This window comes from Providencia sp. PROV004 (genome assembly GCF_011045615.1).
Taxonomy (GTDB): domain Bacteria; phylum Pseudomonadota; class Gammaproteobacteria; order Enterobacterales; family Enterobacteriaceae; genus Providencia; species Providencia rettgeri.
In genome coordinates this window covers 1,876,737-1,895,155 of record NZ_CP042859.1, presented here as the reverse complement: position 1 = coordinate 1,895,155, position 18,419 = coordinate 1,876,737, and the positions used below count along the sequence as shown (strand labels likewise).

The following is an 18,419-nucleotide window of genomic DNA, read 5'->3' as shown; positions in this document are numbered from 1 at the left end:
GAGACCCTAGGAGCGTAGAAAACTACGTGACTAGGGCGAATTTGTGAAGCCAACAACGCTGTAGCCCAAACTATGACGAAAATTGACGAAAATTTAGCCTTCGTTATAAATCTCTAGGTCTTCAACCTCACTCTGATCCTTCAATTTTAACTCATCGTCTTTTCGTAAGTTTTCTAGGTAGTCTAAATAACTTTGGTCGATATCTTTGGTCACATATATGCCATCAAATACGGAGCACTCAAATTCGGTGATTTCAGGGTTTTCTTCACGGACGGCAGCGACTAAATCGGTTAAATCTTGGAAAATTAGCCCGTCTGCACCGATAAGTTTGCGAATTTCATCCACTTCGCGACCGTGTGCTATTAACTCATTTGCATTTGGCATATCAATGCCATATACGTTCGGAAAACGCACTTCCGGTGCCGCTGAAGCAAAGTAAACATTTTTTGCTCCCGCTTCCCGCGCGAGTTCAACGATTTGCTCAGATGTTGTGCCGCGAACAATGGAGTCATCAATGAGTAAAACGTTTTTATCACGAAACTCTGCACGGTTCGCATTGAGCTTACGACGGACTGATTTGCGACGCTCTTGTTGACCCGGCATGATAAACGTACGACCAACATAACGATTTTTCACAAAACCTTGGCGGTAAGGTTTATCCAGAATATGTGCGATTTCTAGTGCGATATCACACGATGTTTCTGGAATAGGAATTACCACATCGATGTTTAAATCTTCCCATTCTCGAGCAATTTTGGCGCCCAATTTTTGCCCCATGCGTAATCTTGCGTTATACACAGACACTTTATCAATAAAGGAGTCTTGGCGAGCAAAATATACATATTCAAAGATACATGGGGTCAATTGCGGGTTATCAGAACATTGGCGTGTAAATAATTGCCCTTTTTCTGTCACATAGACCGCTTCACCTGGAGCAACATCGCGTAAAAATTCGAACCCTAAAGTATCAAGCGCAACACTTTCTGAAGCGACCATATATTCATGCTCACCGCTTTCAGTAATGCGGCGCCCTAGTACTAATGGGCGAATACCATGAGGGTCACGGAAAGCTAACATTCCATGACCGATAATTAGTGCCACACAAGCATATGCGCCACGTAGTTTTTTGTGCATGGCTGACACCGCACTGAAAACATTGTCTGGCTCAAGAGGAAAATGATCAAACCTATCAAGCTCATGCGCTAATACGTTCAGTAATATCTCAGAATCAGAAGTAGTATTCACATGGCGACGCGCTGTTTCAAATAAACTCCGAGTGAGCTCATGAGCGTTTGTCAGATTACCATTATGTGCAAGTGTAATACCAAAAGGTGAGTTTACGTAGAAAGGCTGCGCCTCAGAAGCGCTCGAGCTACCGGCTGTTGGATAACGGACATGCCCTAACCCCATGCAGCCTTGTAATCTCAACATATGACGTGTTTCAAACACATCTTTAACAAGACCATTTGCTTTGCGTAAACGAATGTTGTTTTTGCCATCAATCGTGGCAATACCTGCTGCATCTTGCCCACGATGCTGAAGCACCGTGAGAGCATCATAAATTGATTGGTTTACCGGTGTAACACCGGCGATACCGACAATACCGCACATTTAGTCTTTCCTCATCAGCCAGACGGAGAAATGTTCTCCGGTAGGAAACTTGACGCATTTTGCAGGTAGTCAAAAAACCACCTGATTATATGACTGAACTGCGGAATAAGTTCCGAACGCTGCCAATCCTCACTTTGAGGTAATGGTGTAAATGTGTCGAGAAAAAACAGTAATGCCGAAACTATTAACACACCACGCAGCGCACCGAAGCAGATCCCCAGAACTCGATCTGTACCTGATAACCCGGTTTTTTGTACTAACGAGCTAATCACATAGTTCACCACCGCGCCAACAATTAATGTGGCAATAAACAGTGCAGCGATAGCAATGCCATTTCTAACCAGCACATCCTCAAAACGAGTAAAGTAGCCCGCTAAGTAAGGATAAAACGTACTCGCAACAAAAAAAGCACAGCCCCATGTAACCAGAGAGAGCGCCTCTCGTACAAAACCACGGATCAAGCTAACTAGTGCCGAGAAGCCAATAATGGCGATAATTGTGTAATCTATCCAGACCATATTTCATTCCAAAATTCGCACTCACGACATCAGCGGAGTGCATTCTAACAGAAAACGAAAACGTTTGCGTAACCATTTTTCTATCAAATTTAAAAAAATAGCGGCGAAAATAAAAAATCATAATCGCCGCAGTAAGTTACTAAATCCCCTTACCTTTTAGGGATTATTTAAATTCTATTTTAAGGTTTATAGCTTTGGATTATCCCTTTCGTCCCCGTAATCTTATTCAGTTCTGGTAAAGCTGCTTCTAGCCTCTGCCTTGAAGCCTCAGGCCCAACGTAGATCCGTGTAAGTTTATTATTCACTGGTTTGGCAGGAACCGTATAAACTTGGTAACCGGACAACCTTAGTTTAGCGACAATCTCTTCAACTTTACTTGCATTGTTCAATGCAATCACTTGCACAACAAACGCTTTGCCCTGTGGTTGAGGCTTAGGTTCTGGCTTAGGCTCGGGTTTTGGTTGTGGTTTCGGCTCAACTTTAAGTTCAGGCTTAGGCTCCGGCTTGACGGGTTCAACTACGCTCGGCGCAGGAGTTGTCGTCGATGGACGGGTTTCAACCTGCTCATTCTGTTGCTGCGTAATGGCTTCTGACAACATGGCTTCAGAAGCACCTTCTGAAGAAGCGGTGGTAGTCGTACTCACAATAGGCGCTATTGCTTCAATATCTTCTTCATCACCCGGTTTAGGGATAATAGGAATGGCCGCAAATTCATTTTCATTGTATTTCTTATCGCCATCAAGCAGAGCAGGAAGCACAATAACTCCCACTGCAACAAGCACAATGGCGCCAGCAAGTCGATTCTGAAATTTACTAGCCACCGGCACTATCCTTCTTGATTTTCCAATAACATCATGACGTGAGCAACGGTATGAAATGACCCGCACACCACAATCACATCTTGCTCGTTTGCATCGATGCAAGCTTGCTGCCACGCTTTTTCTACGCTGTCAAACTGGTTAGCTGTCGGTAAATGTTGACTCAGTTGAGCCACATCAGCCCCCCTAAACTCAGTTAATGGCGCAAGGTACCAATCGGTGACTTGTTGTGATAAACACTCAAGCGTACCTTTGATGTCTTTATCACCTAGCATCCCGACAACCGCACGAATATGACGACCTTTAGTTTCAGGCAAGGCAGCCAATTTACTAACTAAGTACCCTGCTGCATGAGGGTTATGCGCCACATCCAAGATCATCAACGGTTTTTCACCGACAATTTGGAAGCGCCCCGGTAATTGAGCTGATTTCAAACCTTGATGAATAGCGGACTCAGTCACTTTTTGGGCAAAATCAGCATCAATTTCCAATAAGCAACTCACCACACCTAGCGCTGTTGCTGCGTTCGCTAAAGGCACATTCGGTAACGGTAAATTATGCCATTCACGCTGTGAACTTTGCCATGACCAACTATTTGCTTGCTCACTGTATTGCCAATCCGTCCCACGACGAAATAGCTTCGTACCTAAATGCTCAGCCACTTGACTGATTGAAGCTGGCATATCCGGCTCACCAACCACACCATAATGGCCAGCACGGAAGATACCAGCTTTTTCATAACCAATATGTTCACGGTCTGAACCAAGCCAATCAGTGTGATCAAGTGCGATACTGGTGATTGCGGCTATATCTGCATCAACGACATTTGTCGCGTCTAACCGCCCACCTAAACCGACTTCTAAAATCACAATATCGAGTTTAGCTTGTTTAAATAGCTGTAACGCCGCCAAAGTGCCATATTCAAAATAGGTGAGAGAAATATCTGCTCGCTGAGCTTCAATTATGGCAAATGCCTCGCAGAAATCAGACTCGGGAAGTTCTTGGCCTTGAATACGAACGCGTTCGGTATAACGGATAAGATGCGGTGAACTGTATACCCCAACTTTTAACCCAGACGCCATAAATATGGACTCTAGTGTATGACAAGTTGTCCCTTTCCCGTTGGTTCCCGTCACAGTGATAACTTTGGGAGCAGGCTGCGTTAGGTTCATTTTCCTAGCAACTTGACCGACTCGCTCCAACCCCATATCAATATTTTGGCTATGTAAGTCGGTGAGATAAGAAAGCCAAGCCTCCAATGGAGACTTGGCATTAGGAATGATTAGATTACTCATCATCTTTTTTATGCTTTTCAGAATCCTTTTTTGGCTCTTGGGCATCAAGTTCATCAACGGCATCGATGTCGATTTCAACCGTTTCCGCTACGATGATTGGTGTCTCATTAAAGCTTGGTTTATTGGTTAACATCGCCAATATTTCAGCTAAACGGTCACGCATCTCAGGGCGGCGAACTATCATGTCAATCGCGCCTTTCTCAAGTAAGAATTCACTGCGTTGGAAGCCTTGCGGTAATTTTTCGCGAACAGTTTGCTCGATAACACGTGGCCCTGCGAAACCAATTAACGCTTTCGGCTCTGCCACGTTAATATCACCTAACATTGCCAAACTTGCAGACACCCCACCCATGGTTGGGTCAGTTAATACTGAAATGTAAGGTAAGCCACGCTCTTGCAATTTTGCTAATGCGGCACTGGTTTTGGCCATCTGCATTAATGATAACAGTGCTTCTTGCATACGCGCACCGCCACTTGAAGAGAAACATACCAACGGGCAGTTATCTTCCAAAGCTTGTTCGACAGCACGGACAAAACGTGCACCGACAACTGAAGCCATTGAACCGCCCATAAAGGCGAATTCAAACGCTGCAGCCACTACTGGCATGCCTTTCAACGTGCCTTTCATCACGACGATCGCGTCTTTTTCACCCGTTTCTTTTTGTGCTGCAACAATACGATCTTTATATTTTTTTGAATCTTTGAACTTCAGAATATCTTTAGGCTCAAGTTCGCTGCCTAATTCTGTTGTTGAGTTTTCATCAAGGAAGGTTTCTAAGCGCTGACGGGCGTGAATTCGCATATGGTGGTCACATTTTGGACACACGGATAAATTACGCTCTAATTCAGCACCATATAATACTTGCCCGCAGCTATCGCATTTAGTCCAAACTCCCTCTGGGATGTTGGCTTTGTGTGATTGGGTCAAGTTACCTTTCTTTAAAATTTTTTCAATCCAGCTCATTAATGGACCTTTTTGTCTGATTCACTCTGGTTATCACCAGTATGTAATTTTTTGCCATTAAACCACAATGATATCTCACTGTGGATAAAAACTTGTTAAACCATCTAGTGGTTATCGATTTTTTGCGCTGCCGCACGCTTTTCTTTCGCAGCTATTCGGCGATGACGAATAATTTCAACAACGCCCGGCAAAATTGAAACAAAGATAATCGCGACTATCAGTAATTTCAAATTCTTTTGTACGAACGGTAATTCACCAAAGAAATAACCCGCATAAGTGAATAATAATACCCAAATAAACGCGCCCGTCACATTATAAAAAGCAAAGTGACGATAAGACATTTTACCCATTCCTGCAACGAATGGTGCAAAAGTTCTGACGATCGGCACGAAGCGCGCCAGTATAATCGCTTTACCGCCATGTTTTTCATAAAAAGCATGGGTTTTATCTAAATAAACGCGACGAAAAATCTTCGAGTCCGGATTTTTGAATAATTTTTCACCAAAAATACGCCCAATGGTGTAGTTTACCGCATCACCAATAATCGCCGCCGTAATCATCAACGCGACCATTAAATGAACATTCAGGTCATTGCTGTCTAATGACGAAATCGCGCCAGCAACGAATAATAACGAATCTCCCGGTAAAAATGGTGTGACCACTAACCCTGTTTCACAAAATAGGATCAGAAACAGGATACCATAGACCCACGTACCATAATCTCTGACCAGTTCAGCAAGGTGCACATCGATGTGTAAAATAAAGTCGATAATAAAAGTGATAAATTCCATATAATCCTCATCAATAATAGCATCCATGCTATTTGCAATAATTATGAGATAAATAAAAATTCGCTTTACATCAGTTCATCTGCCAGAAAAAGCGGCCCCATCACATTCTGAGGTAGCTCAAACTTCTCTGGGTAATCGACACTCACCAAATACAACCCTTCAGCTCTCGCAGTTGCAGCTGCCTTTGTACGGTCTTTTAATTCAAGAAGATGTGCCATCCAATCAATGCTTTGGTTGCCACAACCAATCTCCAACAGACTTCCGACAATATTTCTCACCATATGGTGAACAAATGCATTGGCTTTGATGTCTACCACCACATAATTACCGTGGCGGCTGACATTCACATGCATCACATTACGCCATGGCGACTTCGACTGACACTGGACTGCTCTGAATGAGGTAAAATCACGTTCACCCAATAGTGCCTGTGCCGCTTCATGCATTCTTTTTTCATCGAGTGGGTAATGAAAGTGCGTTACACCACTCGATAAAATCGCTGGCCGATAACGATGATTAAAAATCACGTAACGATATCGACGCGCTGTTGCACTAAAACGTGCATGAAACTCTTCAGCCACCGGTTTACACCAGCGAACAGCGATATCCGCGGGTAAATGGGTATTCGCCCCCATGGTCCAAGCCGCTTCTTTACGAATGGCAGAGGTTTCGAAATGCACCACTTGCCCCGTAGCATGGACACCAGCATCAGTACGCCCTGCACAAAACACGCTAATTGGCTCCGCGGCAATTTTTGACAAAGCGTCCTCTAAACAGCCTTGAACACTTTTAACTTCTTGCTGACGTTGCCAACCGAAATAACGACTGCCGTTGTATTCAATACCTAATGCGATTCGATACAACTGTGTAGACTCAGACATTAGTAAAACAGCTCCTGAGCCAGTTTTTCTGCTGTTTCTACCGCCATCAATGCGCCACCGAAACGCACGTTATCAGCCACTGACCAAAATTGTAAAATTTCGGGTATACCGTAGTCATTACGTACACAACCAATGCTTAATTGGTCATGACCTGACGCTTCAGTCACTTGGGTAGGATAATCACCCTCTTCTGAGACCTGAATATCTTCAAAACGTTCAAGTTCTTCGTTAGCTTCTTCTGCGCTCATTGGGCGCAACGTTTCTAAATGAACGACTTGCGCATTCCCATAAAAAACAGGGGATTGAATAAAGCTAACGGCCACGGGTAAGCCATCATCTTGCAGTACCTTACGCACTTGCTCAACCAAGCGACGTTCATGAACGACACTGCCTTCCATGTCAGCCAATAATGGCAACATATTAAAGGCTAATTGCTTACTAAAACGGCCTTCTTCCGCAGGGATACCATTTAATAAACGTGCGCTTTGCCCTGCTAGCTCATCGACAGCGGCTTTACCATAACTGGAAACCGACAACATATTGGTTAAAGTAATACGCCCTAACCCTGCCGCGTCCACCAGCGGTTTGATTGCCGTTAATAATTGGCTCACTGAGCTGTCAGCCAATGAAATAATATTACGGTTGCGATAATCAGCGAGTACTTGCGGATTCACATTTGGGACAATCAGTGGCACATCCGGTTCTTGAGCAAATACGCCGCTAGTATCAATGACAATACACCCTTCCTGCGCCGCTAATTCAGCGTATTGTAGGCTTACACCTTCATTAGCTGCAAAAAAGGCAATTTGTGCCTGTGACCAATCAAAATCAGTCACATTTTCAACTTGAATACTTTTACCATTAAAACGTACGCTCTCCCCTGCACTACGCTCACTGGCCAGTAAATACAGTTCGCCGACTGGGAATTCTCTTTCTTGTAACAGTGAAATAATAGCTTCACCTACAGCACCGGTTGCGCCTAATACTGCAATATTCCAACCTTCAGTCATGGCTATTCCTCTAAAAAATAAAAAATTAAATAGCCCCAATTGGCGCTATTTAACAGGTGATCATTTTAACTCATTTATTTTGTGCTAACTAAACTTGCCTTAAAACCAAGTGCATTGAGTTTTGATGCCGTTTGTTCATTATCACAAATCACTTCAAGGGATGACCATTCACGACGTTCTTGATAATTTTTGCGCAGTTTATCAAATTCGCCTGTTACCCCTGCAACCGCTCTTAATGCTGCATCATCTCGGCGCACATCATACACGAGATGCACTAACCTTTTGAGCTGGTTTTGCGTTAATTTACCATTGAAAGTCAATTGATTGATATCTGGCTTAGGCAGTAAGGATGAAAGGGAAATTTGTGACGATTTACCGAGAAACTGGCAGTAAGCTTCATAAACTTGCGTCGTTCCTCGTGCTTTACCTTCTAGCGTATAGCCCGCAATATGCGGAGTACCGATATCCACTAATGCTAAAAGTGCGGTGTCTAAATCAGGTTCTGGCTCCCACACATCTAAGATAACGCTCATTTTTTTCCCGCGATTAAGCACAGATAATAATGCTTTATTATCAACCACCTCACCTCGACTTGCGTTAATTAAAATGGTGCCATCTCGTAATTTTGCTAAACCCGTTTCATCCATTAAATGGAAAGTTTGATATTCCCCAGACATATTCAGCGGAGTATGGAAGGTTATCACGTCAGCTTGCTTGAGCACATCTTCAAAAGAAACAAATAGCTCGTCGTCCCCTTTGGCTGCACGCGGTGGGTCACAGAGTAATGTTTTGACTCCCCAAGCCGATAACCTAGCCGCTAAACGCCCTCCGACATTACCAACACCAATAATTCCTACTGTTTTATCACGCAAATCAAAGTTGTCGCGTTCCGCTAGCAGTAATAGTGAGGAAAAGACATATTCAACGACCGCTATCGCATTACAACCCGGTGCTGATGAAAAACCAATATTTGCGGTTGATAACCACTCGGTATCAATGTGGTCAAAACCGGCTGTCGCGGTTCCAACAAATTTAACCGGTGTATTACCGAGCAGTGATTCATTAACCTTAGTGATAGAACGTACCATTAATGCATCTGCATCAATTAATTCTTGTTCTGGTATAGGACGCCCCGGTACCGCTTTCACTTCACCAAGCTCACTAAATAAAGTTTGAGCATATGGCATATTCTCATCGACTAAAATTTTCACGCTGTTATCCCAATCAATCACTTGTTTGTTGTGTGTCGTTATATAGATAAGTGGGGCAATATTTTGCCACGGTTTAAGCCAGATGCCTATGAGAGGTTACCTTCTACTGTAAATTCTTTCGCTCGAAAGCGATCTGGTGTGACACCTGATATTTGTTGGAACATCGCAATAAAGGCGGATGCCGAGCTATATCCGACATCCAATGCAACTTCATGTACACTTTTTCCTTTTTCTAGCCCGGCAACGGCATGTAGGTAGCGTAAACGTTGACGCCATTCACTAAACGACATTCCTAACTCTTGCTGGCAACGCCTTGATAACGTGCGTTCCGATGTATAATAGCGTTTTGCCCATTGTGCTAACGTCGTGTTATCTGCTGGGTCACCTTGTAACTCTAATAAGATGGGAGCAAGAAATTTATCTTTTGAAACAGGCAAATAGGTGTCTTGGCAGGGAGACAATGGAAATTGATCAATAAGCACATGAGCCAAACGCAAGTCTTGCTCTGTTTCGGGCTGAACAATACCGCGTTGATACATGTCCGTCATAATTGATTGAAATATCGGGCTAAGCTTAATCACACACGGCCGTTGAGCCAGCACTTGGTTGTATTCATGAGCAAAATCTATAATTCGAAATTTGACACTTTCTTTATTAAAGCTAGCATGGGGAATATTCGCAGGGATCCAAATGCAAAATTCTGGCGGTGCTAAATAATGTTGACCAGCCACCTCCATTTCCATGATGCCACACACTACATACAGCATTTGACCAAAAGGATGCGAATGGGATTTATACTCAGTGAGGGCGGCAGTTTGCTCATGCCGAAAAGCAACCAATTCAGGCTCTGCGATATTACATTCGCTGATTTGCCAAATGTCTGATTTTAAATTTTCCATGGTACCTGTCTGAAAAGCGTTATCGATTGTCTGGTTATCAGTATATATAAAAAATCGGACAGATGTATACTAGCGCCCATTCAATATGGGAGAGTGTTTTAATGAAAAATCTTCTTTTTCCGCTGATTGCGGTTTTATTATGGTCAATTAATGCCATTGTAAACAAAGCGGCATCAACCGCTATTGACCCTGCGGCAATCTCTTTTTACCGTTGGGCGCTGGCCTTGCTTGTCATGACGCCTTTTGTATTACGTTCTGTGCTTCGAAATTTTAAAATGGTCAGGAAGCATTGGTGGCAACTTGCCATTTTGGGCGCTTTAGGGATGATGCTTTACCAAAGTTTAGCTTATTATGCCGCACACAGCGTGAGCGCTACTTTTATGGGAATTATGAACTCCATGATCCCATTATTAACAGTGATTATTAGTATCTTTGTACTACGCGTTATTCCTACCGTGGGGATTGTGCTAGGTTCAATTCTTTCATTATGTGGGTTAGTGTGGTTAGTGAGCCAAGGAAGCCCAAGCGCATTATTCTCACAAGGCTTAGGCCAAGGGGAAGCCATGATGTTAGTTGCGTCTGCAGCATATGCCCTGTACGGTGTGCTTACTAAGCGTTGGTCAATCCAGTTATCCAGTTGGGACTCACTCTACGTTCAAGTTTTCTTTGGCGTTATCATGCTATTCCCTAATTTCTTATTAGCTGAAGATGTCTCGCTGAACAGCCAAAATATCGGTTTAGTGGTATTTGCTGGTATTGCGGCTTCCATTATTGCTCCTGCATTATGGATCCAAGGAGTTATGCGCCTTGGGGCGAATACAACCTCCATTTTTATGAACCTAGCCCCCGTTTTCACCGCTATTATCGCTATTTTTGCCTTAGGTGAAGAACTCAAAAGTTACCATTTAATCGGTGGTGGCGTGGTTTTACTCGGGGTAATGTTAGCGCAACAATTACGCACGCCACTGACAGAATTATTCCGCCGTGAAAAAAAGGTGGTTCAAGAAGATTCTTGCCAGTAGAATAGAATTACAAAAGCAATAAATGCAATGTCGTCACTCATATGCCCCACTTTGTGGGGCTATGTTTGAAATCCTCTTCATTCTTTCGTTTATTTTCCTTTAATATTTCTCATTATTAATACTTTGTGACATTTTAAAATCACTCAATTCACCTTTAGTTCGCCCATCATTGGTATCATTTATCGGATTACCGTTTTTCAGATGAAGGATAATCCGATTGAATCTTCTGGAATTCCAATTAGACTTAAGCAAAATCAAATACCCCTTTAGGAGTATTAACTCCACTCAATAAGCCGTTATAGCGCGATAAATCTAAATGGATCGTGGCAAGTAACCACTATGATAAGGAATGACAATGGCTAAGCCGTTTAAAGTTGGGTTGTTCGTATTGATAATAATTGCTGTAGCCATTGGCATTTATTTCGTCAATGCCACCAACTCATCTTCTCCCTCACAATTAGGCTATGATTTATATCAACAAGGTGAATCTCAAGCTGCGTTTGAACAATTCCAAAAAACTGCAGAGAAAGACTCACAATCTGCTTTTGCCTTAGCGATGATGTATAAAGACGGTATTGGCACGAAAGCCGATGATGTGGCAGCTCAAAACTGGCTAATTAAAGCGGCGGAATCTAACAATAAAAATGCGTTATATAACCTTGGTTTTTTCCGTTATAAACACCTAATAGAAGACACTTCCACTGATGAAAACGGTTTAACCTCTTTAACTAAAGCCGCTGATCTCGGTGTAAAAGAAGCACAAGAAATGGTTGGAGGTATTTATCTAGCTGATAAATATGAAGAGGTTCCGCAAAATATCGAACTCTCTCGCCAATATTTTACGTTGGCCTCTGACCAAGGCTCAAGATTGGCCAAATTTGCCTTGGGTTATATCGCTCATGACATTGAGAATGACAGTAAAAAAGCCGTTGAAATATTAACACCGCTTGTCAGCAACGACTTTCCTTTACCCGCGATGTTACTCGCATCAATTTATGAAGATGGCGGTAACGGCGTACCACCGAACCCATTGCTAGCCAAAAAGTACGAACGCCTCTCTTTTTCCTCCGCACTAGAATACATTTCTGACGCAAGTGAATTAGAACCTGGGGCTTTATCATTGTATGGTTCACAAACAGAAGAAGAAAAACAAAAAGTCATCACTAATTTAGAAGAGCGTGCTAGCCGTGGTGACGAGAACGCTATCTATGTTCTGTACCAAAAATATATGACTGGCGATGACGTGCGGAGAAATAAAAACCGTGCGATGGCTTATATCCGGCCGCTTGTTGAGGCCAAACAACCTAAAGCCTTGTATTTAAATTACCTAGCCGACAAAGATCGTATTCAGGATTTAACTGATGCCGCCGAAGGCCAATATCCTCCCGCAATGTATCAGGCTTATAAAGTCTATTCAGGCAGTACATTTAGCGACGTTAAGCGTGATGACGCTTTAGCTGAAAAATATCTCACCGCTGCAGCAGATCTCGGTGATTTAGACGCGCTCGTTACCATCAACCAACGAGCGATTTCCAGTTACGAGTTTCCAACCCAAAAACTCAGTAATATTGTCGCTAAATACACACCTATCTTAGTGGAAAAATACCCGAACTCCGCAGAAGCGTTAGTGGTAGCCAGTGATGTTTATAGTGTTAAAGGTAGTCCGTTGTTTTCACCAGAGAAAGCCTTCGCGGCTTTAGAAAAAGCAAATCGCATAGACCCCACTTATGATGCTCAAATTCAATTAGCACGTTATTATATTATTGCATTTGGTACTAAGCAGGATGTGCAAAAAGCGGCTAAGTTACTCATCGACAACCTTAATGCAAACGGTTATCCATCAACCGCTGAGCGCCTATTAGTTCAATTATATTATCGTTATGATATTAAAGCACTTATCGATGAAAAAACGGTTATCGATATCCTCAAAGAGGATGTAATTAAACGCGAAAATTATTCCTTAGCCTATTTATATGCTGATTATCTACTCAAAGAAGATGCAGAAAAAAATAGCGAACAAGCTTTTGATTTATATGAAAAATCAATTAAACGTAATTTTAACAGCCAAGTTAATTATGCCGCTGCATTATTAACATACCGACCAACAGAAACCGATAAAATCGCTAATTTGGTTGTCAATGTACTCCATTCGCCTCAAGCACAAGCTGAATTACGCCCACATGAGCTACAAATCGCTCAAGGTGTTTTGTTAAAAACTGGTTTAAATCGCGCTGATACAAAAGCAATATTGGTAAAAATGGCGTTATATGATAACCATGCTGAGGCACAAAAATTAATTGAACCACTCATTAATCATGATGCCGATATCACCTATTTATATGGGATCAATAAACTGACTCAATTAACTCAAGTTGACACGTTAAGTGATGCTGAAATAAAACCAATATACGATTATATTTTAAAGGCGGCAGAATTAGGCAGTGCATCCGCTTATTTATATATCGCACAAAACCTTGATAGCGTCACTTATCACAATGATAAGGCGTATTATAAATCTCGCTTCCAACAAATTACTGGACTGACTCAAAAAGATTTAATTCCTCAATATAAAAAATGTGCGGCACTTAAAAACAACCGCTGCTTATATGAGTTAGGGGAAATTTACCAAAAAGGTAACTACGGGGAAGATGCTAATTATGATACCGCCCTTTTCTATTACAACCAGATTTCTGATCCTGATTATAGCTTTTTAAAATCGCGTAAACGAGAAATTGAAAAATCCAAAGCCTCGTTTGCCAATATTCAAGTAAAAGCGAAGCAAAATGACCCTGACGCATTACGCACACTGGCCAATGCATATAAATATGGTAATTATGGACAGAAAGTCGATCAGAAAAAATGGCTTGAATATTTAGAGAAAAGTGCAAAATTCAATCAAGAAAGCGCACTTGAAGAGCTCATTGATTATTACCAACAAGATCAATATCTTGATGCCAATAAAGCGAAAATATTAGGTTATTACGACCAATTAGCCGCCCTTGGCAGCAAAGACTATACCCGTAAACTGGCACATCAATATTTAAAAGGTAGCCAGCTTGTTGAGCCTAATCGACAAAAAGCACGTGAGTATTACCTTAAATCAGGTAGTTGGGGCAATGAATTCATCAAGTACATGGATGATTATGAAATTGGCATGAAAACGCTCAATAATAGTCCTTCAGCAAAATACAAAGTAGGTCGAGCTTATTTCTATGGCCAAGGTGTCAAGGAAGATCGTTTTGAAGCGGCTAAATACCTAAAACAAGCGAGTGATGAAGGTAATGACTACGCCATCGCTCTCTATAGTGAGATGCGCTATATGGGCGTGCTAAATGACGAAAAAAACGCTTGGTTAATGGCACCTGATTGGGATGAAGCCATCATTTATTTACGCAAACATTCTAATCCAAAACGGGTTGATGATTATATTGAAGTTTATGAAACCCTGGTTGTTCCTGCCAAAAAAGGCGATACGGCCGCTTATATTAAACTTGGGGATTGGTATAGTTCACGCGGTAGAGATCTTGCGGCGCAAGATTGGTATAAGAAAAGTATCAAGGCTGGCAATTTAGCCGCTTATCAACCGCTTGATTCCGTGACTGAAGATAGCCAAGCAAAACGTCAAAATTATACTGATGGCACAGCGAAAGGTAACCTATTTTCTAAAGTTCAATTAGCCCAAACTTATTTATATGATAGCGAAATTGTTTCTGGCTCTCCTGAATATGATTTAGCCATTCAATATCTACAAGAAGGTATGAAATCAACCGATGAGAAGCTTTCTAATAATGCCTTCAATGCACTGGTGGATTTGTATCGAGATGGGATTAAAGATGAAAAAAGGAAGCTCAACCGCCCCAAAGATGAACAAAAATATTTAGCGTTGCTACTCAGTGAAAAAAACAATCGAACCGGAGCACTGGTGAACTTGTATCACTATTATGTCAATAGTGATAACACTCAAGCCTTAACTTATTTACAACAGGCTTATGATAAAGGCGATTTAGCCGCAACCAAAAAGCTCTATCAAATCTATTACCCCGGTAAATATTGTAGCAATAGCGATAATGTAGATATGGATAAAGCAAGCCGATATTTGAAGGAGTGGATTGAAAAAAGCAATTTCCAGAAAAATACCGACAAACACTATATTCATTACCCAGAAAGTCTTTCTGAAGAGATGGGAACCACCTATTTAAAAGGTGATTGTAATGTTGATAACAATATCGACAAAGCCATCGAATGGTATAAAATTTCGTTATATTACCACCCAACATATGCACTTGACGCAATTTATGAAGCATATGTAGAAAAAGGTGATGCCAAACAAGCCTATTACTACGCATTGCAACTTGATAAAAAACCAAGTTCTATTGAGCTAATGGATAAACTTTCAGCTCAAGATAAACAAGAGATTGAAAAACAAGTTGCCGATGAAAAAGCCTACGAGAAATATGGCCGTTTTGCCGAGCAAATTGAAAAGCAGCGAGTCGAAGCTGAGGCAGGAGACAAAATGTCAGCCTTTGCATTAGGTATCGCCTACGCACGTGGAGAACGTGTCCCCGAAGATACACAAAAGATGATCTACTACTATGAATTAGCAGGAAAAAATGGCTACCCTCGCGCCTATAATATTTTAGGCAATCTTTACCGTAAAGATAATAAACGTGGCATTGAAAAAGACTTCCCGAAAGCGCTTTATTATTTTGATTTAGGTGCGCAACAAAATGACAGTAATACTGCACATTTAGCTGGGGATATGCTCTATTTTGGCCAAGATATGCCAAAAGATTATGTCCGCGCAGCGAAATATTACGATATGACAGACCTTGAACAAGGTAACCACCACGCTATGGCAAAATATAAGCTTGCTTATATGTACTATAATGGCTGGGTAGGTAACAAAACCAAAGAAGATATCCAAAAAGCCCATGACTACCTTGAACTGGGTGCTAAGTACCAAGATAAGGATTCCATGAAAGCTCTCAAAGAGTGGGATTTCAATCTAATTAATAAATAATTGAATTATGAAGGCGCTAATTTCCTTTAGCGCCTTAACCTATCTACAATTATCATTTTTATAACCAGACAAAAACATTTCATAGCACCCATCTATAATATAATTTAAAAAATTATTGGCTAATAATTTAAATTATATTAATCGTATTTTCATATAAAATAAAAATTAGTCCCTCTCCTTTTGTTAGATTATATTAAACCTGTTTACATGCAGGTCTAATAATCATTAACATGGAGTGTTTACTATGAATGCAAACCAAATATCAACTTTAAACAAAAAAGAAAAACCACAAGGTAACATAAACAACCACAATATATCTCAGGAAACTAATCATTCTGCAACCCTATCAATTTTTGAAAAACCATTCAATGACGCATCTCTTTTAGAAAAGATGGTCAAAGATTCCCATGAAAACTTAAAAGAAAACAATAATATTTATATTAAACTACTAAATAAAATTGGCAAACTACAAACTCACGTGAAATATACAAGCGTAGAATGGTTTAATTTACAATATATAGAAACTGAAGTTAGAAGCCTATTAATAAAACAAATGGATAAATTAGATATACTAAATAAATTAAATAATGAATATAAGAAAAGCCCCCAAAACAATACAACTAAAGATTCTTCGATAGGTGATAAAGAACTCATTTTAGAATTAACCAGCCAATTAAAAAAAAAATTATCTCAATTTAATGCTACAGAGGTATCGAATTTAGATTTTGCAAGGTTATTAGAGCTAAATGTTCAGGTACGCAACACATTTACTTCAAAAGAACAAAAAACACCTCAAGAAATCGATGACCTTTTAAAATCTATAAATATAGAAGTCAATAATTTTAATAGCGTTTCAGATGATATCGATGTTTTATTCAAAGAATACTTAAAAAAAACAGTCGATATTCAAGATAAAAGATTATCTATTATAGATAAAACGTACCAACTTGAATTAAAAGCAAAACAATTAGCTATAACCCACAGGGATACAACAAATAAAATCAAAGAATTACTAGAAAGCCTAAATAATGAGAACTCTAATTATCATAAAGATGAAAACACTATTAATAAAATAAGTAAATATATTTCAGAACTAAATATTGATAACGCAGAAATTCAATATTTGATTTTAAATATGAAAAAAATAAAAAAACACAAAAACTTAAATCATACCATTGAACACTTTGAAAATTATAAAGAATTCGACAGGAATGCTTTTATCGAAAGCCAATCAAATAATAATAATTTTAGTTTGCTTACTGAGTCATTAAAATCGTTTGATAGATTTAAAATGAACATTGAATTAACAATAAAAAATCAAATATTAACTTCCGAACTAATGCCTCCATTTATTTATGTTGATAAAGACAGACATCATGAAAACATCGATAATAAATTAGACGAATTATTTAACCTAATTTACCAACGAATTCAAATTGAATTAAAAAATGAAGCGGGTCTATATAAAAATAAACAGATATTCTTATACGAAATAGATAAATTAGAAAACGACATGTCTATCATAAAGGATAATTTATCTAATTATCTCGCTGAAAATACAATACTGAAAAACCCAAAAAAAATCCGTAAAGACATTGAATATTTAATATCTCAGCATTATGATTTACTAATAAAAACAAAGGTTTCCCTGAGACTCATTAATTTAGAATTAAATAATAATTTATATTTATCTTCTCAATCTTCTAGTCCGATGCCTTTCATTATTAATTTTAATGAAGAAGACGTTAATATAGCAATAGAATATGAAAATCTAAATATGAAAGCAGATACTTATATTTCGCAGATTCATAATTTTGTTCCATTAAAATCAGTTTCCTCTGAAACCAGTGAGAGAAATTATTACCAAACGATTAGCGATAAAATAAATGCATTACGAAATACTACTGCTTTAATTGAATCCCTTAATGAAAAGATTGACTTGAAACAAAACCCAGATATGTCAATAGACATTGATAAACGAAATACACTAATAATTCAACAAAAAGATGAAGAAATAAATCTAACAGAATTTATTTATCAGAATTTGGACTATAGCGATAGAAAGTGGCCCCATAGAGACACACTTTCTTTGGTTAAGGAAATATACCAAACTGACTCAAAAATAAGAGAAAAAAAATTACTTATGGAACAAAAAGGAAAAATACACCTACTGGGCATACATAACGGACTTACAAATACTAACGATTATTATAATCTAGCAGATACATTAGTCCGATTCATAGCCGGATTCTCACAACAAATGATAAGCAGTAATTTTAATCCGGAGACTTCAAATAACACACTACCACAGGTGTTAGTACCAATACGAAACTAAGTGCATCAAGTTTTATTATTCTTAAACTTTGTCACTAATGGAAC

At 39.9% G+C, this 18,419-nt stretch carries 13 protein-coding genes; 3 read left to right on the top strand and 10 right to left on the bottom strand.

What is annotated here, in order from left to right:
* Positions 1 to 93 precede the first annotated feature (93 nt).
* The 10 genes from purF to FVA69_RS08165 all read right to left on the bottom strand — a co-directional run bounded on the left by purF (position 94) and on the right by FVA69_RS08165 (position 9,998).
* Positions 94 to 1,611: an amidophosphoribosyltransferase gene (gene purF, locus FVA69_RS08210; RefSeq protein WP_004912298.1), complete on the bottom strand. Its 1,518-nt coding sequence runs from the start codon at positions 1,609 to 1,611 to the stop codon at positions 94 to 96.
* A gap of 14 nt (positions 1,612 to 1,625) precedes the next feature.
* Positions 1,626 to 2,129: a colicin V production protein gene (cvpA, locus tag FVA69_RS08205; protein WP_004912301.1), complete on the bottom strand. Its 504-nt coding sequence runs from the start codon at positions 2,127 to 2,129 to the stop codon at positions 1,626 to 1,628.
* Positions 2,130 to 2,308: 179 nt separating this feature from the next.
* The gene (dedD, locus tag FVA69_RS08200; protein ID WP_164528665.1) at positions 2,309 to 2,950 is read right to left on the bottom strand and encodes a cell division protein DedD; all 642 of its coding nucleotides are present in this window, start codon (positions 2,948 to 2,950) and stop codon (positions 2,309 to 2,311) included.
* A gap of 5 nt (positions 2,951 to 2,955) precedes the next feature.
* Positions 2,956 to 4,245, bottom strand: a complete 1,290-nt coding sequence (folC, locus tag FVA69_RS08195) for a bifunctional tetrahydrofolate synthase/dihydrofolate synthase (protein WP_042851620.1) — start codon at positions 4,243 to 4,245, stop codon at positions 2,956 to 2,958.
* Positions 4,235 to 5,206, bottom strand: a complete 972-nt coding sequence (accD, locus tag FVA69_RS08190) for an acetyl-CoA carboxylase, carboxyltransferase subunit beta (RefSeq protein ID WP_004912308.1) — start codon at positions 5,204 to 5,206, stop codon at positions 4,235 to 4,237. Before accD ends, folC begins: the two co-directional genes overlap by 11 nt.
* Positions 5,207 to 5,310: 104 nt before the next feature.
* The gene (locus tag FVA69_RS08185; RefSeq protein ID WP_042851864.1) at positions 5,311 to 5,997 is read right to left on the bottom strand and encodes a DedA family protein; all 687 of its coding nucleotides are present in this window, start codon (positions 5,995 to 5,997) and stop codon (positions 5,311 to 5,313) included.
* A 65-nt stretch (positions 5,998 to 6,062) separates the two neighbouring features.
* On the bottom strand, positions 6,063 to 6,878 hold the full coding sequence (truA, locus tag FVA69_RS08180) for a tRNA pseudouridine(38-40) synthase TruA (protein WP_109911543.1): 816 nt from the start codon (positions 6,876 to 6,878) through the stop codon (positions 6,063 to 6,065).
* Complete coding sequence (locus FVA69_RS08175) at positions 6,878 to 7,888, bottom strand: aspartate-semialdehyde dehydrogenase (protein WP_004912316.1); 1,011 nt, start codon at positions 7,886 to 7,888, stop codon at positions 6,878 to 6,880. Before FVA69_RS08175 ends, truA begins: the two co-directional genes overlap by 1 nt.
* Positions 7,889 to 7,962: 74 nt before the next feature.
* Positions 7,963 to 9,099, bottom strand: coding sequence for a 4-phosphoerythronate dehydrogenase PdxB (gene pdxB, locus FVA69_RS08170; protein WP_164528664.1), 1,137 nt, complete (start codon positions 9,097 to 9,099; stop codon positions 7,963 to 7,965).
* Positions 9,100 to 9,185: 86 nt separating this feature from the next.
* On the bottom strand, positions 9,186 to 9,998 hold the full coding sequence (locus tag FVA69_RS08165; RefSeq protein WP_004912323.1) for a helix-turn-helix transcriptional regulator: 813 nt from the start codon (positions 9,996 to 9,998) through the stop codon (positions 9,186 to 9,188).
* Between the two features lie 101 nt (positions 9,999 to 10,099).
* Here FVA69_RS08165 and FVA69_RS08160 point away from each other — a divergent pair, with 101 nt between their 5' ends.
* The 3 genes from FVA69_RS08160 (at position 10,100) to FVA69_RS08150 (ending at position 18,375) form a co-directional block, all read left to right on the top strand.
* Complete coding sequence (locus FVA69_RS08160; protein WP_004912327.1) at positions 10,100 to 11,020, top strand: DMT family transporter; 921 nt, start codon at positions 10,100 to 10,102, stop codon at positions 11,018 to 11,020.
* 355 nt (positions 11,021 to 11,375) lie between these two features.
* Positions 11,376 to 16,040: a tetratricopeptide repeat protein gene (locus FVA69_RS08155; RefSeq protein ID WP_238789293.1), complete on the top strand. Its 4,665-nt coding sequence runs from the start codon at positions 11,376 to 11,378 to the stop codon at positions 16,038 to 16,040.
* Between the two features lie 244 nt (positions 16,041 to 16,284).
* Positions 16,285 to 18,375 carry a hypothetical protein gene (locus FVA69_RS08150; protein ID WP_164528662.1) on the top strand — a complete coding sequence of 697 codons (2,091 nt, stop codon included), beginning with the start codon at positions 16,285 to 16,287 and terminating at the stop codon, positions 18,373 to 18,375.
* Positions 18,376 to 18,419 lie beyond the last annotated feature (44 nt).